This window comes from Vibrio celticus (assembly GCF_024347335.1).
Classification (GTDB): domain Bacteria; phylum Pseudomonadota; class Gammaproteobacteria; order Enterobacterales; family Vibrionaceae; genus Vibrio; species Vibrio celticus.
This window is the reverse complement of the sequence record NZ_AP025463.1, coordinates 3,389,253-3,405,311: the sequence shown is the minus strand read 5'-3', so window position 1 is coordinate 3,405,311 and position 16,059 is coordinate 3,389,253. Positions and strand designations below refer to the sequence as shown.

The window sequence follows — 16,059 nt, the reverse complement described above, 5'->3', positions numbered from 1 at the left end:
TATTGAAGCCTCTCGATATATTAATATCGAGGGGCGATTTTAATCAGGATGCTTTATTTGACTATCTTTAATTTGCTCATAGATTCGAAATGCTTCTATATAAATCTTATTCCAAATTGTTAGTCCAATTTTTTCTTTTCTCGAGCTACCAATAGTCGACGGAATATCCGCTCGTCTAACTAAATCAGGTTTAAATACATATGTTGAAACACCATGTTTATAAGGCTTTTCCATGTAGTTATCAACAGGCTCTACAAATGTTTGAGCATTTTTTATGAACTTTTCAGCTGCTCCCGGAGTTATAATGTAACCCATAATCCCACAGGTTCTCTTGTGATAGCGAACAATACTCAAACTGTTGTCTATTTTTTTTATGATTTTAAAAGATTTTGGCTTTGTTGCCGCAAGCTTAATGAAATCATAATCACGTGATAGCTTATTAAAATGTAAAAAATGATTAGAGAAGTCTGAAGATAAATCACAATTATCTTCTAGCACAAGGATAGGTTCATTAATTTCTAAGCACTTTTCCCAAGCAAGGTGGTGGCTGGAGAAGCATGCAATTTCATTCTCGACTAAATTATAGCCAAATCGTTTACGAGTAAGAGCTTCATTGCGACGCTCAGAATAACGGAAGTTGGGCTCTGAAGAGTCGACACCCTCTAAAAAGTCAAATTTAATGCCTATGTTTTTTAGAGATGCTTCAATTCTACGTCTTCTATTGATAGACCTTTTTAAGTTAATAACAACAACTTTCATTTATTTCTCTCAATGTTTTTAATAATGAACCAGAATTACTATTAACGAAATGTAATTGCCTTTCTTTAAGTAACTCTTTGCCGTGTGAGTTTTGAATATAACGCCGAAAATAATCTTCAATATTATTAGATGAATACGTAACATCAATGATGTGATTATCTAGCATCATTTCAACTAACTCTTTAAAATTATAGTAACTTGGCCCCGTAATTACAGGTACCCCTAAAGCGGCAGGCTCTAACACATTATGCCCACCCACTTTATCACCAACTAAGCTACCGCCCATAAAGCACACATCGGCAGCCCCAATTAGTATCAACATTTCACCCATCGTATCGCCAAGATAAACTTGGGTTGATTCGGACTGTGATGATTGACTTGTGCGGCGGACGGTTTCAAAGCCTTGTGCTTGGCAAAGCTCAAATACACTATCAAATCGCTCTGGGTGGCGAGGAACTATAATAAGAAGTGCATTTGGGTGTGCCTCTAGAACCTTCTGATGGGCATCCAACACCTGTTCATCTTCACCCTTATGAGTGCTGGCCGCTATCCATACAGGACGGTTTGCACCAAGCTCAGCCCTGAGTGCTTTGCCTTTTTCTCTTACTTCGTCTGAAATTTGAATATCAAACTTAATTGAACCAGTGATAGCCAATTTGTTTTTATCTACACCTAAACATTCGAAGCGTGCAGCGTCAGATTCAGTTTGGCAAAGTATTTTGGTTAGACAGGGATGCAGCAAATTAAATAGCGGTTGAACTTTGGCATAGTTGTTACATGACTTTTCTGATAGACGAGCATTAACGACGGTAATTGGAATTCTTGCGTTATGCACCACGTTAAGCGTATTTGGCCAAAGCTCGGTTTCGATAATTAGCATCTGTGTTGGTTTTATCGCTTTTAGGAAACCTTTAACAGCAAAGCTAAAGTCGATAGGCATGTAACGGTGTTCAACAAGATCGCCGAGCTTTTCGATTTGCTCAGCCCCGGTACTTGTGGTTGTGGTGACCAAAATGGGTTGATTAGGGGCTTGTTTCTTTAGTTCTTTAATCAGAGGTACAGCGGCAATGCTTTCACCAACAGAGACCGCATGAATCCAAATGGGAGATACGTCACTGACTAACTTTGGAGTGAAACCAAAATGCTCTTTCCAGCGAGCACCAAACTTAGGCTTATTGGGTTTATTTTTATATAAGCCAAATAGCAAGATTGGTGCTGCTAGTGTTAGCACAGCTGTATAAAGAATGCGGATTAGCATGCGCTGACCGAAATGGCTTCCAGTTTTTGAATGCTATCGAGCACTTGCTTAGGAGATAGCTCAGTAAGGCATTTCAGGTGCTTGAATTCACACTCGCGCTTGAAGCACGGGCGACAGTCGATGTCAGTATGGACGATTTCGACTTTCTCAGCCAACGGCGGGGTGTATTTGGGAGAAGTAGAACCGTAAACCGCAACGACATTGCAACCGACTGCAGCAGCAACGTGCATTAAACCTGAATCGTTGGCAACCACGGTGTCACACGCACCTAATAAATCAACAGCTTCAATTAAGCTTGTTTGACCAGCTAAAACATGAATACGGTATTGCAGCTCTTTAGGTACTAATGCTCTGATGTTGTTACAAGTTTCCAAGTCTTTTTGAGAGCCAAATAGCCATATTTGTTTGCCCATTTGGCTCATGTTGGTAGCAACCTCTGCGTAGTGCTCTTCCGGCCATTTTTTGGCTGGGCCGAACTCAGCACCTGGACATAAGCCAATAATTGAGCTGTCACTCTCTAGGTTAAACTTGGCAATGGTTGCTGTTTGTTCCGTTTCATTAATGAATAATTGAGGGCGAGGAAGAGTATCTAGGCCACCCAATGATGAAGAGTCAATCATCTCTTTTTCGGTGTAGGCTAGGGCAACATAGCGCTCAACCATGAATTGAAATGACTTCATATTTGGGCGCAGGTCGTTTAATAGGCCATAGCGCATCTCACCTTTCCAACCTGTGCGCAGTGGGATATTGGCAAACCAAGGGATAAGGGCGGACTTAGCAGACTTCGGTAAAATATAGGCGTGGTCATATTGGTTTGCGCGCAAAGATTTACCTATCTCTCGACGACCCAATAAATCAAATGCGCCATGGCCAATAGGCATTTCAATTGCTTGGTGTATTTCTGGCATACGTTCAAGGATTGGTTTACACCACCCAGGAGCAATCACATCTATCTGGCTTTCAGGGTGAAGCTTCTTCAATACAATATAGAGTGATTGAGACATAACCATGTCGCCAACCCATGAAGGACCAATAATTAGGATCTTTTTCATTACTTTATGCGCCAGTCTGTTTTGTATCTTGGTTTGAAGAGGTTGTAGTAATTATTGCCATCTTCTTGAGAGTGCAAAAGCTGAAGTATCCACATGTACTGTTCAGGCTTGTCTCCAACGAAATATTCGATCGCTTGATTACACGTTCTTGCGTCTTGCTCTTCGCCTTTATCGAGTTCAAAAGCCGGTAATATCTCGATATTAAAAGAGCCGTCTTCGGTATTCATTGATGCAAACAATGGCAGGACTTTTGCCCGAGATAGCTTCGCTATTTTCCCCAAGCCTGGCAGCGTCGCTTTTCTTGTCGCAAAAAAATCGACAAAAACACTATGTTCGGGGCCATGGTCTTGGTCTGGCAGGTAGTATCCGATATAGCCATCTCGAATTGATTTCAAAAATGGTTTTATTCCACCAGAACGTTCATATACACGGCCACCGTGTTGAACACGTTGTTTGTGCATAAGCCAATCAGTAACATCATTTTTTTGTTTCTTTGCCATGGCTGATACTGGCATATCCATAGACGCAAGAAGAATGGCTGGTACATCAATCGCCCAGGAGTGAGGTACCATCAATATGACATTCTCATTGGCGTCTATGTGGCCTTGTAATATATCTAAGCCTTTAATCTGGCAGCGCTTCTTTAGCCAGGAAGCGGGTTTCAAACTCAATAAACCAAAGCGGATGAAAAATAGTGATGCAGTAAACAGTGTTTTTTCAATCAGGGCTTCACGCTCTTCAAATGTCTTATCAGGAAAGCAGAGTTCAAAGTTAACACGGCTGCGGTGCGCAGGCCCAGTTTGAGATTTGGCAAGTTTAGCTGCAATGGTTTTAGCAAGCCATTTTTGAGCTTTGAGAGGCAATAGTGCAAAAGGGAGACCAGCAATAACCCCTAACCAAGTTCCCCAAAATTTAGGAGCTAGGAAGCTTCGGTTGAATGTTGGATTATAAGCTTTTGGATCAAAATCGTTTCTTTGGGTCATAATCACTACTACAGCAGTTCATTGTCTGAACCGCTGTTATTATTGAGTATCAAAGTTATATCGAGCATTGAGCATTAAAGTTACATAGAACATTAAAGCTTATTTGTTTTGAAGTGCCATATACTCTGCAACGCCTTGCGCTACGGTTTTAAATACCACATCACAGCCTGCTGCTCGAAGTTTCGTAAGGTCAGCTTGAGTAAACTCTTGGTAAGCGCCTTTTAAATGCTCAGGGAAAGGAATCGTTTCGATTTCACCTTTACCGTGGTGCTTAATTACCGCTTTGGCAACTTCGTCAAAAGACTCAGCATTGCCGGTGCCTAGGTTAAATATGCCAGAAACACCATTTTCTAAGAACCACAGGTTTACTGCTGCAACATCACCGACATACACAAAATCACGCTGGAATGTTTCGCTACCTGCGAACAGCTTAGGGTTCTCTCCCGCGTTCATTTGGTTGTTTAGGTGGAAAGCAACAGAGGCCATGCTGCCTTTGTGTTGCTCGCGTGGACCGTAAACATTGAAGTAACGGAAGCCAGTAATTTGAGGCAATGTCTCGTTATGCGCTGCAGCATCTGCGGTTAAGCGACGAACATAGTTATCAAATTGTTGCTTAGAGTAACCGTAGACATTCAAGGCACCTTCGTATTCTCGCTCTTCAATGAAAGTATCAGTTTCACCGTACGTTGCAGCGGAAGAGGCGTATAGGAAGGGAATTTCACGCTCAACACAGTAATGAAGTAGCTCTTTTGAGTACTCATAGTTGTTAAGCATCATGTACTTGCCATCCCACTCAGTGGTAGCAGAGCACGCTCCTTCATGGAAAACCGCTTCAATATGGCCGAAGTCATCACCAGCCATAACCTGAGTTAGAAAGTCATCACGATCCATGTAATCAGTGATGTCTAGGTCTACAAGGTTCTTAAATTTCTTACCATCTTTTAAGTTGTCGACGACTAGAATATCGTTGTGGCCCGCTTCATTAAGCGCCTTAACAATATTGCTGCCAATCATGCCAGCACCACCAGTTACGATAATCATAATTTCTAACTCTTTTGAATATAAAACTTTCACGAGTATAGCAAGGAATGGATAAGGCGGGCTAGTGGAATAATTCTCCAAGCAGAGTATGATATGACCAGTAAATTTATGGATTAAATTGAGTAAATAACTCAAAATTATAGGTATTAATATGAAAATTGCAGTAGCCGGTACTGGATATGTTGGCTTATCAAATGCGATGTTATTGGCACAAAACCATGAAGTAGTCGCGGTAGATATTATTGAAGAAAAAGTTGCAATGCTGAATAATAAGCAGTCGCCGATTGTAGATAATGAGATTGAGCACTTTCTATTAACTAAGACGCTGAATTTCAGGGCGACAACAGATAAAGCGGCTTACAAAGATGCTGAGTTTGTCATCATTGCTACTCCAACCGATTATGATCCAAAAAATAATTATTTTGATACCAGTTCTGTAGAATCGGTCATTAAAGACGTCATGGATATCAATCCAAATGCTGTCATGGTGATCAAATCAACGGTGCCTGTTGGTTATACTGAGCGCGTTAAGCAAGAACTGAACTGTGAAAACGTTATGTTCTCACCTGAGTTTTTACGCGAAGGCAAAGCCCTGTACGATAACCTACACCCATCACGTATTATCGTTGGTGAGTGCTCTGAACGCGCTAAAGTGTTTGCTAATCTTCTTGTTGAAGGTGCAGAAAAAGAGAATATCGACGTGCTATTTACTAATTCCATAGAAGCGGAAGCGGTAAAACTATTCTCAAATACCTACCTAGCGATGCGTGTTTCTTATTTCAATGAGCTCGATTCTTACGCCGAAGCGCACGGCTTGGATTCTCGTCAGATCATCGAAGGCGTTGGTTTAGACCCTCGAATTGGCAATCACTATAATAACCCATCATTTGGCTATGGTGGTTACTGCTTACCAAAAGACACCAAACAGCTGTTAGCTAACTATCAAGATGTACCAAACAACATTGTCGGTGCCATTGTCGATGCTAACCGCACTCGTAAGGACTTCATTGCGGATTCAATTATTAAGCGCTCGCCTAAAATTGTCGGTATTTATCGTTTGATCATGAAGGCTGGTTCGGACAACTTCCGTGCTTCTTCGATTCAAGGCATCATGAAGCGTTTGAAAGCTAAAGGTATTGAAGTGGTCGTATTCGAACCTGTGTTAGAGGAAGAGCATTTCTTTAACTCGAAGGTTTATTCTGACCTAGAAGAGTTCAAAGCCGTATCCGATGTGATTGTTTCGAATCGAATGGTTGAAGAGATCGCAGACGTTGCAGATAAGGTTTACACACGAGACCTCTTTGGCAGTGATTGATCTGGTTTTATTTTAGCTAATGCTAATTAGACCAGATGTTAACAGCTCGATCTATCCGTTTAGTGGCGATATACTGAACCTCTAAACGGATAGGGATACTAATAACTAATGAAAACACGTGACAAGATTGTTTACGCTGCTCTAGAGCTTTTTAATGAGCACGGTGAGCGTAGTATTACGACCAATCATATTGCTGAGCATATCGAAATTAGCCCTGGTAACCTCTACTACCACTTCCGCAACAAGCAAGAAATTGTCCGTGACATCTTTACTCTCTATTCGACAGAGTTACTTGAAAGGTTCACGCCGATTCAAGGCCAGCAAGAAAGCCTGACGCTACTAAAGACCTACTTAGATTCTATTTTCACACTGATGTGGAAGTACCGATTCTTCTATGCGAATCTGCCTGAAATATTGTCACGTGATGAAAAACTCCACCTTGATTACATGGCCGTGCAAGAAAGATTACAAACCAACCTTGTCGATATCATGAGAGCCTTTGTTGAGTTGAACTTGCTCAAAGCAACGGATTCGGAAATGAAATCGATGGTCACTTCTCTTCACTTGATCGCATCGGGTTGGTTAGCTTATCAGTCTGCGATGTCTCCAAAAGCTCAAATTACTGAGCAAGTCGTTCACCAAGGAATGCTGCAGATGATCGCGACTGTGAAGCCCATTGCGACTGCTCAAGGTTTTGAACAGCTGACATTATTGGAAGACGGTGTGAGAGCGTTGAACTCTAAGTAGAAAGAGACTAGTAAGCGAGATACGGGCAACGAAGAACGATACTCGCATCCCGCATCTGCCCTTATCTGACTAACCAACTCTTCGGGTTCTGAGCTTGGCTGTTTCTGCGAATCTCAAAGTACAATGATGGGCGGGTTTGACCGCCAGTGTTACCCGCAAGCGCGATGGCTTCGCCTGCTTTCACTTTGTCACCTTCCTTCTTCAGTAGTGCTTGGTTAAAGCCGTAGAGCGTCATATCACCTTTACCGTGGTCAAGCAGTACCACTAAACCATAGCCTCGTAAGTACTCGGCAAATACCACAGTGCCTGAGTACACCGATTTTACCTGCTGCCCGTACTTGGCGTTGATAACCATGCCTTTCCAATTTACTTGGCCAGTTTGGCGTGAACCATAGTTATGCAGAACTTTGTCTTTGATTGGCCAAGGTAGTTTGCCTTTGCGTTTAGCTAAACCATCCATAGGAACGGCGTTACGTCTTTCGCGAGCCGCTTTCTCTGCTTTTGCGATTTCAGCTTTCAGGCGAGTCTCATTTCGCTGAAGCTCTGCTAAGTAATTCTTGTCACCCGAGATGTTCTTCTTGATGCTACCAACGGTTTTCTTACGTTGTGTTTGGGTTTTGGCTAGCGTATCGCGCTTGGTGGTTTGCTGTTTTAACAGGATTGCTATCTGTTCTTGTTCAAGTTGACGCTGTTTATGGCTCTCTTCTAATTCAAGTTGCGTCTGTTCAATCGTTTTGATTGTTGCGGAGCGAGCTTTGGCAAGGTGTTGGTAATAGTGACTGATACGATCTTCTTCGACTCCCGTGTTGAGGATGTGAAAAGAAGCTTTAGCTCGACTGGTCATGTAGTAAGTCTGAATCAGTTGCTCTAACTTATCGGTATGGATTTTTTTCTGCTCGGTGAGCGTTTTTATGTTCGCATCTAAGGTGACCACATTCGCATTGGCTGCCTTAAGTTGTTTCTTGCTCTCGAGAATGGCCTTTTCAAGCGCAGCGATAGCCAGCTCTTGCTGCTTGAGGTTAGCTTGTAAGTTGTCGAGTTTTTTTTGCTGTGAGGAGAGGGCTTTTTGTTGTCGAGATATTTCGCTTGATACGCCTTTCAGTTCTCCCTGAGAGGCGGAAAATGACGATGTAGATAAAAGAGCAGCGCAAAGGCTAGCAGATATTAGAAGAGTCCGGCTAATGGCTCGAGTTTGTTTCATCATTATCGTCATTTAGTTGTATTCATTTGCTCTGAATTTTTAGAATTTAGCTGAATCGAATCTACATCTGCTCTTAAATCCCATCACCATGGATGAAGTTCTGAGAGCGACCATTGAACCCTTGGTCCATATCTAGAGATGGTTTATCTGTCTTTGGCTTGCCAACAATCTTGGCCGGGACACCCGCGACTGTTGTATGAGGTGGAACTGCCTGAAGAACCACAGAACAAGAGCCAATCTTAGCACCTTCGCCAACTTCAATATTGCCGAGGATTTTAGCGCCAGCGCCAATCATCACGCCTTCGCGGATCTTAGGGTGACGATCGCCCCCTTCTTTACCGGTACCCCCAAGGGTCACATCTTGAAGAATCGATACATCATTCTCAACGACGGCTGTTTCACCAATCACAATGCCAGTCGCGTGGTCGAGCATGATCGCTTTACCAATACGAGCAGCAGGGTGGATATCCACTTGGCAAGCAACCGAAATTTGATTTTGCAGATAGGTAGCAAGTGCTACTCGTCCTTGTTTCCATAGCCAGTTAGCCACTCGGTAACCTTGCAAAGCGTGGTAGCCTTTCAGATAAAGCAGAGGCATCGAGTACATCTCGACCGCAGGATCTCGATTTACCGTCGCGCAGATATCACAAGCGGCAGCATCGATAATCGATTGATCCTGCTTAAATGCTTGTTCAACCACTTCACGCACCGCCATTGCGGGCATTGAAGCCGTCTTGAGCTTGTTTGCTAGAATATAACTTAATGCTGCGCCTAAGCTTTCGTGGTTGATAATGGTGGCATGGTAAAAACTCGCAAGCATAGGTTCTTGCTCTGACTGCTGTCGAGCTTCCTTCACAATGCATTGCCAAACCTTTTGCTGTTCACAGTGTTTCATTTTGCCATCCATTTTATCTATTTCATTCCACGACTTAATAAGCGATGTTATCGCTCTGACTTCTTGTCTCGCGCAAGTAGATCTTGTGCTGCTAAGTGTGCATCTTTCCCTTGATACAACACTTGATAAATTTGTTCAACAATTGGCATCTCAACGCCCATGCGTTCTGATAATAACCAAACTTCTTTGGTGTTGCGATAGCCTTCGACCACTTGGCCGATCTCTTCTTGTGCAGTATCGACGTCTTTACCTGAACCTAAAGCCAATCCAAAACGACGGTTACGTGATTGGTTATCGGTACATGTCAGTACTAAGTCACCCAACCCTGCCATGCCCATGAAGGTTTCTGGTTGTGCGCCGAGAGCTGCACCTAATCGGCTCATCTCAGCTAAGCCGCGAGTGATAAGTGCGGTACGTGCATTGGCACCAAAGCCAATACCATCCGACATGCCTGCGCCAATTGCGATAACATTCTTGACTGCGCCGCCAAGCTGCATACCAATGAAATCTGAGTTTGCATACACGCGGAATGTTTTGCCGCAGTGAATTTTTTCTTGCAGCTCTTCTAAGAATACTTCATCAGGTGAAGCGACAGAGATAGCCGTTGGCATGCCCATCGCTAACTCTTTGGCGAAGGTAGGCCCTGATAGAACCGCTAACGAGTAACCATCACCCAGCACATCATGCGCGACATCTTTAAGCAGGCGGCCTGTTTCTGGTTCTAGGCCTTTGGTTGCCCAACAGATGCGAGAGTCTGAGGCTAAGTAAGGTTTAACGCTGTTAAGCACAACGCCAAATACGTGGCTTGGGATAACAAGCAAAAGGTCTCGGCTTGAAGTCACTGCTTTTTCTAAGTCAGATTCAATGATCAGACTTTCTGGGAATTCTATATTTGGTAGAAACTCATTGTTTGCACGCTCTGATTCAAGGCGATTCATATGAACAGGGTCATGTCCCCAAAGAACAACATTGGCACCGTTACGCGCTAGAGATATCGCTAAAGATGTCCCATAAGAACCTGCGCCAATCACTGTCATCGCAATGTCTTTACCGTAAGCGCTGTCTTTACCGTAAGCGGCTGTCGCGCGAGTTGTTTCTGTCATGCTTCCACCTAAAAATAATGAGGGAAATCGAAGAGTTCTGAAAAAGCTATCCACTAAAATAAGAAGAGCTTTCAATCTTAGTACAGTGTAAAGAAAAAATGCACATCGCAGAAGTTGCGATGTGCATTTAAAAGCTAACTAGCGCTTGAATCGTTAGAGTTAAGTTCTACTTTGAGACTTAAGCCTGTTCGCCTTCAGCTTGCTGTGCTTGGTTCTGTAGGTAGTTCATGAACAATGCATCAAAGTTTACTGGTGCTAGGTTCAGTTGTGGGAACGTCCCTTTAACTACTAGGCTAGAGATTGTTTCACGAGCGTACGGGAATAGGATGTTCGGGCAGAATGCACCTAGGCAATGAGCCAGTTGACCTGCTTCCATCTCGCTTGCAGAGAAGATACCGCCTTGCTGAACTTCACAAAGGAATGCTGTGTCTTCTGCGTTCTTAACTGTAACAGTTAGACGTAGAATTACTTCGTACACGCCTTCGCCAAGTTCACGGCTTTGAGTGTCTAGGTCCAGTTTTACATCTGGGTTCCACTCTTTTTGAAACATGTCTGGAGAGTTTGGCGCTTCGAAGGATACATCTTTTAGGAAGATACGTTGGATTGCGAAGTTTTGTTGTGCGTCTTGTTGTGCTGCTTCAGCCATTTTCTTGTCCTTAAAAATTTAAATTAGGTTTTGTTCGTCATATCTGCCGGACAAAACCTTAAAGTCATATTCGTGTAATCAGGTCAGCTTACTTCTTGTCGTTAACGGCTGTTTGTCTTTAAAGGCTTTTCACCTTTAACGACTTCTTGCCTTTAACTTATTTCTTACCTTTAACCAAAGGTAAGTTAGCTTCGCTCCAAGCCACTAAGCCGCTTTTCAGTACGCTTACGTTTTCGAAACCGGCTTTAACCATTAGGTTAGCGCTTTCTTGAGCGGTTTGACCTGTCTTGCATACTACGATGATTGGGTCTGCTTTGTGGCTTTCAAGGCTACCAAAGCTATTTGCTTTGATATCTGACGGTAAAATGTGAACTGCGTCCGTAATATGGCCCTTTTTGAACTCATCCTTAGTACGAATATCAACCACAACACCGTTTTCACGGTTAATCATGTGTGTGGTTTGCGCTGCCGTGATCTCTTTGTAGGCTGCGTTTGATGTCTTGATAACGTTCGCAATGATGGCAACAACCAAGCCGATCCATACGATGGCTAAAATCATATTCTCTTGAACAAATGGAACTAACTCTTGCATATCTTGAACTCTTATTCGTTATTGGGCGAAAAATTATAGGGTAGGAGTATAGCGAGAAAGGTTAGGAGAATACAGAGGGAGCATAGGGTTGTGATAAGAGGTGAGATATAAAATGATTTCTGTCTACAAATTATGCATTTACTTGAACACGTTTATTCACTAATATTATTAATTGATTGTTTAAGCTGAACAATCGGCTGAGGGCATTTTTAGCCTCAGCATATAAACGTTTATATCAATGGGAATCATTATGAAAAAAATGGCTTTAGCGGCAGCACTAGCTGTTAGCTTCTCTGGCGGTGTTTTTGCAGCAGCAGAAGGTGCAGCAGCAGGTACTGGCGCATCAGCAGCAGCAGCGGGTACAGCAACAACAGTAGCAGTAACAACTGCAGCAGTCGCAGTAGGCGTAGCAGTTGCTGTTGCTTCTAACGACGGCGGCGCTACAACTACAACTACAACTAACTAATTTATAGTTGCAGTCGGTATAAAACCATTTTATGTGAAAGCATAGAATGGTTTTTTTATATCAGAGTGTCCTAAATCGCCTCGCTAGGAAGCAAAATAATCATGATCAAACCGCTTATCGTATTTTTAGGGCTGCTAGTTACTGGCTGCTCACAACAGTTCCAAGATCTTAATTCCACATTCAATGAAGCTATCTTTGGTGATGCCGACGTCAGTACCACTGCGGAATATATTCAAGATCTGCCTTACGCCAGCATTTATGCTGAAATTAACGACCAAGGTAAGATTTTTATGGTGTTGGCTTTTGTTGGTCAAAACCCCGTAACCGGGGCTGAACAACTCAAATGGATGTCATCAGATAAAGCCATGATCGTGACGGAAAATGGACGAGTGGTTCAAACCTTACTCCTGCCTTATGAAAATCTATCTGGCTTAACAGTTAAACCGGCCAATACATTGGTGCCGGGTTTTGATTTGTCGGCAACGCCCAAGGCTCAAGAGTGGCAAGCTACCTACGATTGGCAACCCGATTACCGATTTGGCTACAGTGCAAACATCGTTCGAACATATCTTAATGAAGAAACCGTACAAACTCCGATTGCAAACATTGAGGCGCGCAAGTTTGTAGAGCAGGTCAGTTACCCTGCCCTAGGGCAAGATATTGAGAATCAATATTGGGTAAACAAACAGGGACAAGTCGTCAAAACCGTTCAATACCTTGGCCCTGAAATGACCCGTTTAGAGCTGACATTGTTAAAACCTTATCAAGCCAACCAACCTAAGTAACAAAGTTGTGAGTGAATAAAATGAATTATTTAAAAAAACTAGGATGCACAGCAGTACTTACGGTTTGTAGCGTTCTAGCGCCACCACTTGCCACGGCTCAAAGCCAAGTTCCAGTGCTTACGGTCGAGTTACCGGTACAAGGTATCTCGCTGCAATATTCGCAACCTACGCGCTTAGAACAAGTATTAACGGATGCCAATGCGAATGGCGCGTTAGGGTACTTCCCGCTGTCTGCCCAGTTATTTGATCGCAATGCTCAACCGCAGGTAGACAACATAAAGCAACAGGTGTTGGATAAGCTCAAGCATTTTTCTTCACAAGAGCCACAAGCAAAACCTGTGATTAAGCAGCTCGAATCTTTTGATTATCAAGCACGCTACTTTGTCGAGTTAGACCAAAACGCAGTGATGTCTCAGGCAGATAAAAATCCCTTATTGGTTTCAAAAAAGCCAGCTGCGCAAGGGATTAGCGTTGAATCAACGGAACAACAGCACTTTGCGTTATATCTAACCGCTCGCCCAACCTCTGTAAATGTCGTCGGGGCAGTAAAGCAAGCTCAGACGCTACCTTTGGTTGAACACGCTCAGCTAGATAACTATTTAACGCGGTTGCCAAAAGGGCAGCTGCTCGATATTGCTGATAACAGCACGGCATTTGTCATCCAACCCGATGGGCAAGTGAATGAAATCAGTTACGCCTACTGGAACAATAAGCCTGCTTATTTTGCTCCCGGTGCTATTATTTTTATCGCCTTTGATTCGCTCCCTTCTGAGTTTTCCACTTTGAATCAAGACATTGTCGAACTTCTACGTCATAAGGTTAATTTGTAATGTCGGCTACTCAATCATTTCCATTAACTCTGCTCGCAAGTTCGATTACGGGTGCCTTACTGGCTGTCAGCAGTGTTGCTGTTAGTGCGCAAGACTTTTCGACCACCATGCGAGACTTTTCTGCCACCACGCAAGAGCTACCTTCTCAAGTCGAGGTTTCTGGCTTTAGTACGCCAACGCTAAAGCACTCTCAAACCAATTTTGGTGGGGTGGGTTTAATGCAAATGCCTACCGCACGTATGGCTCCAGAGGGCGAATTCAACCTAAGTGCATCGTTCAATAACGAGTATTATTTTTATAACGTTAGCCTGCAATTGATGCCTTGGTTAGAAACCACCATTCGCTATACCCAGGTTCAAGATCTGCTTTATAGCGGTAATGGCAGCGCAGACTGCTCGCAAAACTCATTCAGTGGCTGCACTAAGTACACTGACAAAGGCATCGATTTTAAAGTTCGCTTAATGGAAGAAGGCTACTATTTACCCGAGCTTTCTGTCGGAGTGCGTGACTTTGGCGGTACAGGATTATTTGATGGTGAATTTGTCGCGGCGAGCAAGCGATTTGGCCCACTTGATGTCACGTTAGGCATGGGCTGGGGCTACATGGGCACCAGTGGCAACTTCACCAATCCATTCTGTAAAGCCAGCGATCGATTCTGTGAACGACCGTCTGATTTCAAAGGTAATGGGGGCAGCGTTGATTTTGAGCGTTGGTTCAAAGGCGATGCAGCAATTTATGGTGGCTTAGAATATCAAACACCTTATAAGCCATTAACGCTGAAGCTTGAATACGACAGCAATGACTATTCACAAGATTTCCCTGTTATGCGTGGTGGTGTCGACATGACACAACATACGCCATGGAACGTGGGCGCTTTATATCGCTTTAGTGATTGGGCAACGGCAAAAGTCAGTTATGAGCGTGGTGACACCCTAACCATGGGCTTTGACTTAACCACCAACTTTAATCAAATAGCCTCGGTGTGGCGAGATACCGAAGCGGCGACTTTGCGACCAAGCGAAGCAAGCAGCATGGATGAGGTTGAACTGGCCAAGTTGACTCAAGAACTTGAGACCGTTGCGGGTTATGAGCAAGCGCAGATCTTGGTCGACGACAATACGCTGATTGTGAAAGGCGAGCAGGTCAAATACCGCAATCGAGAGGTCGCGCAGGAACGTGGCGCAACGGTTATTGCTAACTATGCCCCCGACTATATTGACACCTATAAGATCGTTGAAACCAGCAGCGCCGGTGAGTTAAATCAAACCACTATCGATGCCAATCAATTTAAGCAAGTTGCTACATACCAGTATTTGGACTCGGATATTCAAGACGCTACACAGCCAAGTGATGTTGAATCGAAATCGGCGATCGCTTATCACGATGGTAGAGAACGTTTTGACGTGTCTGTCGCGCCTAACTTGGCGCAATCTTTTGGCTCAGCGGAAAATTTTTACCTATATGCTCTAGGCTTATACACCAATGCGTCTTTCTGGGCGACCAACAACATTGAGCTGTCTGGTTCTTTGTATATCAACTTGATCGACAACTACGATAAGTTTAATTATGAAATTCCAACAGATGGCACTGCGCAAACGCCACGAGTGCGAACGCTTTTCCGTTCTTACGTTGACGAGCCTGTTCGTTTAGACCGCTTGCAGCTGACGTGGTTTGAAGACTATGGCAGCGGTATCTACACTCAGGCTTACGGTGGTTACCTAGAGAGCATGTTTGCAGGTGTAGGTGGTGAAATACTTTATCGCCCATACAACAGCAACTGGGCAATCGGTGCCGACGCGACAGCCATCAGTCAACGTGACCCAGAAAGTTGGTTTGGTACGTTTGACGAAGAACTGCAATACCATGAAAAAGATAAGGCTTACTACAAGGTGATTGATAAAGGCACAACCGGATTTGTTACCGGTTACTACATGCCGCAGTGGGATTTCTTAAGTGATACCTTATTTAAAGTGGGTGTGGGTAAATTCTTAGCGGGAGATATTGGTACTCGTATCGATTTCTCTAAGCAGTTCAAGAGCGGTGTTATCGCAGGGGCGTTTGTCAGCTTAACCGACATGACCACCGAAGAATACGGTGAAGGCAGTTACACCAAAGGCTTTTACGTATCGATTCCATTTGATCTAACCACGGTTAAGCCGAGCTCAAGCCGAGCTCAGTTCACATGGCAACCGCTGACTCGTGATGGTGGACAAGTGCTGAATAAGCAATACAACTTGTTCGAACAAACCGACGCTCGCTCGCCTTGGTTCCAAAGGCCAAGTAGCGTGAAGTAGATTTAGGAGCAGATACGAGTAACGAGATAAGAAGAGCAGGGAAAGAGCGCTTCGTTTACTCATATCTCGTTACTCTCACCTGCTCTTTAACC

Annotated in this window: 15 protein-coding genes and 1 pseudogene; 6 read left to right on the top strand and 10 right to left on the bottom strand. The window is 43.7% G+C overall.

Going from position 1 to position 16,059, the window contains the following annotated elements:
* Positions 1 to 39: 39 nt before the first annotated feature.
* From OCV19_RS15275 to rfaD, 5 genes are all read right to left on the bottom strand, one after another.
* Positions 40 to 759, bottom strand: a complete 720-nt coding sequence (locus OCV19_RS15275; RefSeq protein ID WP_065675992.1) for a glycosyltransferase family 25 protein — start codon at positions 757 to 759, stop codon at positions 40 to 42.
* Positions 740 to 2,017 (bottom strand): lipid IV(A) 3-deoxy-D-manno-octulosonic acid transferase, encoded by a 1,278-nt coding sequence (gene waaA / locus OCV19_RS15270; protein WP_065675993.1) that lies wholly within the window; start codon positions 2,015 to 2,017, stop codon positions 740 to 742. The genes OCV19_RS15275 and waaA overlap by 20 nt, the downstream gene beginning before the upstream one ends.
* On the bottom strand, positions 2,011 to 3,069 hold the full coding sequence (gene waaF / locus OCV19_RS15265; RefSeq protein ID WP_065675994.1) for a lipopolysaccharide heptosyltransferase II: 1,059 nt from the start codon (positions 3,067 to 3,069) through the stop codon (positions 2,011 to 2,013). The genes waaA and waaF overlap by 7 nt, the downstream gene beginning before the upstream one ends.
* The gene (gene lpxM, locus OCV19_RS15260; RefSeq protein ID WP_086738332.1) at positions 3,069 to 4,055 is read right to left on the bottom strand and encodes a lauroyl-Kdo(2)-lipid IV(A) myristoyltransferase; all 987 of its coding nucleotides are present in this window, start codon (positions 4,053 to 4,055) and stop codon (positions 3,069 to 3,071) included. The genes waaF and lpxM overlap by 1 nt, the downstream gene beginning before the upstream one ends.
* A gap of 96 nt (positions 4,056 to 4,151) precedes the next feature.
* Positions 4,152 to 5,093, bottom strand: coding sequence for an ADP-glyceromanno-heptose 6-epimerase (rfaD, locus tag OCV19_RS15255; protein WP_065675996.1), 942 nt, complete (start codon positions 5,091 to 5,093; stop codon positions 4,152 to 4,154).
* A 151-nt stretch (positions 5,094 to 5,244) separates the two neighbouring features.
* Between rfaD and OCV19_RS15250 the strand changes: the two genes are divergently transcribed.
* Together OCV19_RS15250 and OCV19_RS15245 are read left to right on the top strand one after the other, a co-directional pair.
* Positions 5,245 to 6,408: a nucleotide sugar dehydrogenase gene (locus tag OCV19_RS15250; protein ID WP_065675997.1), complete on the top strand. Its 1,164-nt coding sequence runs from the start codon at positions 5,245 to 5,247 to the stop codon at positions 6,406 to 6,408.
* A 108-nt stretch (positions 6,409 to 6,516) separates the two neighbouring features.
* Positions 6,517 to 7,155 carry a TetR/AcrR family transcriptional regulator gene (locus OCV19_RS15245; RefSeq protein WP_065675998.1) on the top strand — a complete coding sequence of 213 codons (639 nt, stop codon included), beginning with the start codon at positions 6,517 to 6,519 and terminating at the stop codon, positions 7,153 to 7,155.
* Positions 7,156 to 7,216: 61 nt separating this feature from the next.
* On the opposite strand, the gene OCV19_RS15240 is transcribed toward OCV19_RS15245, so the two are convergent.
* From OCV19_RS15240 to OCV19_RS15220, 5 genes are all read right to left on the bottom strand, one after another.
* Complete coding sequence (locus OCV19_RS15240; RefSeq protein ID WP_065675999.1) at positions 7,217 to 8,368, bottom strand: murein hydrolase activator EnvC family protein; 1,152 nt, start codon at positions 8,366 to 8,368, stop codon at positions 7,217 to 7,219.
* A 61-nt stretch (positions 8,369 to 8,429) separates the two neighbouring features.
* Entirely contained in the window at positions 8,430 to 9,251 is an 822-nt protein-coding gene (gene cysE, locus OCV19_RS15235; RefSeq protein ID WP_065676010.1) for a serine O-acetyltransferase, read from the bottom strand.
* 47 nt (positions 9,252 to 9,298) lie between these two features.
* On the bottom strand, positions 9,299 to 10,354 hold the full coding sequence (gpsA, locus tag OCV19_RS15230; RefSeq protein ID WP_065676000.1) for an NAD(P)H-dependent glycerol-3-phosphate dehydrogenase: 1,056 nt from the start codon (positions 10,352 to 10,354) through the stop codon (positions 9,299 to 9,301).
* A 178-nt stretch (positions 10,355 to 10,532) separates the two neighbouring features.
* Entirely contained in the window at positions 10,533 to 11,000 is a 468-nt protein-coding gene (gene secB, locus OCV19_RS15225) for a protein-export chaperone SecB (RefSeq protein ID WP_009847959.1), read from the bottom strand.
* Between the two features lie 157 nt (positions 11,001 to 11,157).
* Complete coding sequence (locus OCV19_RS15220) at positions 11,158 to 11,592, bottom strand: rhodanese-like domain-containing protein (RefSeq protein WP_017061445.1); 435 nt, start codon at positions 11,590 to 11,592, stop codon at positions 11,158 to 11,160.
* Positions 11,593 to 11,842: 250 nt separating this feature from the next.
* Between OCV19_RS15220 and yjbE the strand changes: the two genes are divergently transcribed.
* From yjbE to OCV19_RS15200, 4 genes and pseudogenes are all read left to right on the top strand, one after another.
* Complete coding sequence (gene yjbE, locus OCV19_RS15215) at positions 11,843 to 12,058, top strand: exopolysaccharide production protein YjbE (RefSeq protein ID WP_065676001.1); 216 nt, start codon at positions 11,843 to 11,845, stop codon at positions 12,056 to 12,058.
* 101 nt (positions 12,059 to 12,159) lie between these two features.
* The gene (locus OCV19_RS15210) at positions 12,160 to 12,843 is read left to right on the top strand and encodes a YjbF family lipoprotein (protein WP_065676002.1); all 684 of its coding nucleotides are present in this window, start codon (positions 12,160 to 12,162) and stop codon (positions 12,841 to 12,843) included.
* Between the two features lie 20 nt (positions 12,844 to 12,863).
* A complete protein-coding gene (locus tag OCV19_RS15205) occupies positions 12,864 to 13,673 on the top strand; it encodes a capsule biosynthesis GfcC family protein (RefSeq protein WP_065676003.1) in 810 nt (269 codons plus the stop codon).
* Positions 13,674 to 13,861: 188 nt separating this feature from the next.
* Positions 13,862 to 15,967, top strand: a pseudogene (locus OCV19_RS15200) (YjbH domain-containing protein); the annotation flags it as partial.
* Between the last annotated feature and the right edge of the window lie 92 nt (positions 15,968 to 16,059).

Coding starts and splice junctions, on each gene's coding strand:
- waaF (WP_065675994.1), bottom strand. CDS start 3,069: ATGAAAAAGATCCTAATTATTGGTCCTTCATGGGTTGGCGACATGGTT.
- OCV19_RS15245 (WP_065675998.1), top strand. CDS start 6,517: ATGAAAACACGTGACAAGATTGTTTACGCTGCTCTAGAGCTTTTTAAT.
- yjbE (WP_065676001.1), top strand. CDS start 11,843: ATGAAAAAAATGGCTTTAGCGGCAGCACTAGCTGTTAGCTTCTCTGGC.
- OCV19_RS15210 (WP_065676002.1), top strand. CDS start 12,160: ATGATCAAACCGCTTATCGTATTTTTAGGGCTGCTAGTTACTGGCTGC.
- OCV19_RS15205 (WP_065676003.1), top strand. CDS start 12,864: ATGAATTATTTAAAAAAACTAGGATGCACAGCAGTACTTACGGTTTGT.
- OCV19_RS15275 (WP_065675992.1), bottom strand. CDS start 759: ATGAAAGTTGTTGTTATTAACTTAAAAAGGTCTATCAATAGAAGACGT.
- secB (WP_009847959.1), bottom strand. CDS start 11,000: ATGGCTGAAGCAGCACAACAAGACGCACAACAAAACTTCGCAATCCAA.
- waaA (WP_065675993.1), bottom strand. CDS start 2,017: ATGCTAATCCGCATTCTTTATACAGCTGTGCTAACACTAGCAGCACCA.
- OCV19_RS15240 (WP_065675999.1), bottom strand. CDS start 8,368: ATGACGATAATGATGAAACAAACTCGAGCCATTAGCCGGACTCTTCTA.
- cysE (WP_065676010.1), bottom strand. CDS start 9,251: ATGAAACACTGTGAACAGCAAAAGGTTTGGCAATGCATTGTGAAGGAA.
- OCV19_RS15250 (WP_065675997.1), top strand. CDS start 5,245: ATGAAAATTGCAGTAGCCGGTACTGGATATGTTGGCTTATCAAATGCG.
- rfaD (WP_065675996.1), bottom strand. CDS start 5,093: ATGATTATCGTAACTGGTGGTGCTGGCATGATTGGCAGCAATATTGTT.
- gpsA (WP_065676000.1), bottom strand. CDS start 10,354: ATGACAGAAACAACTCGCGCGACAGCCGCTTACGGTAAAGACAGCGCT.
- OCV19_RS15220 (WP_017061445.1), bottom strand. CDS start 11,592: ATGCAAGAGTTAGTTCCATTTGTTCAAGAGAATATGATTTTAGCCATC.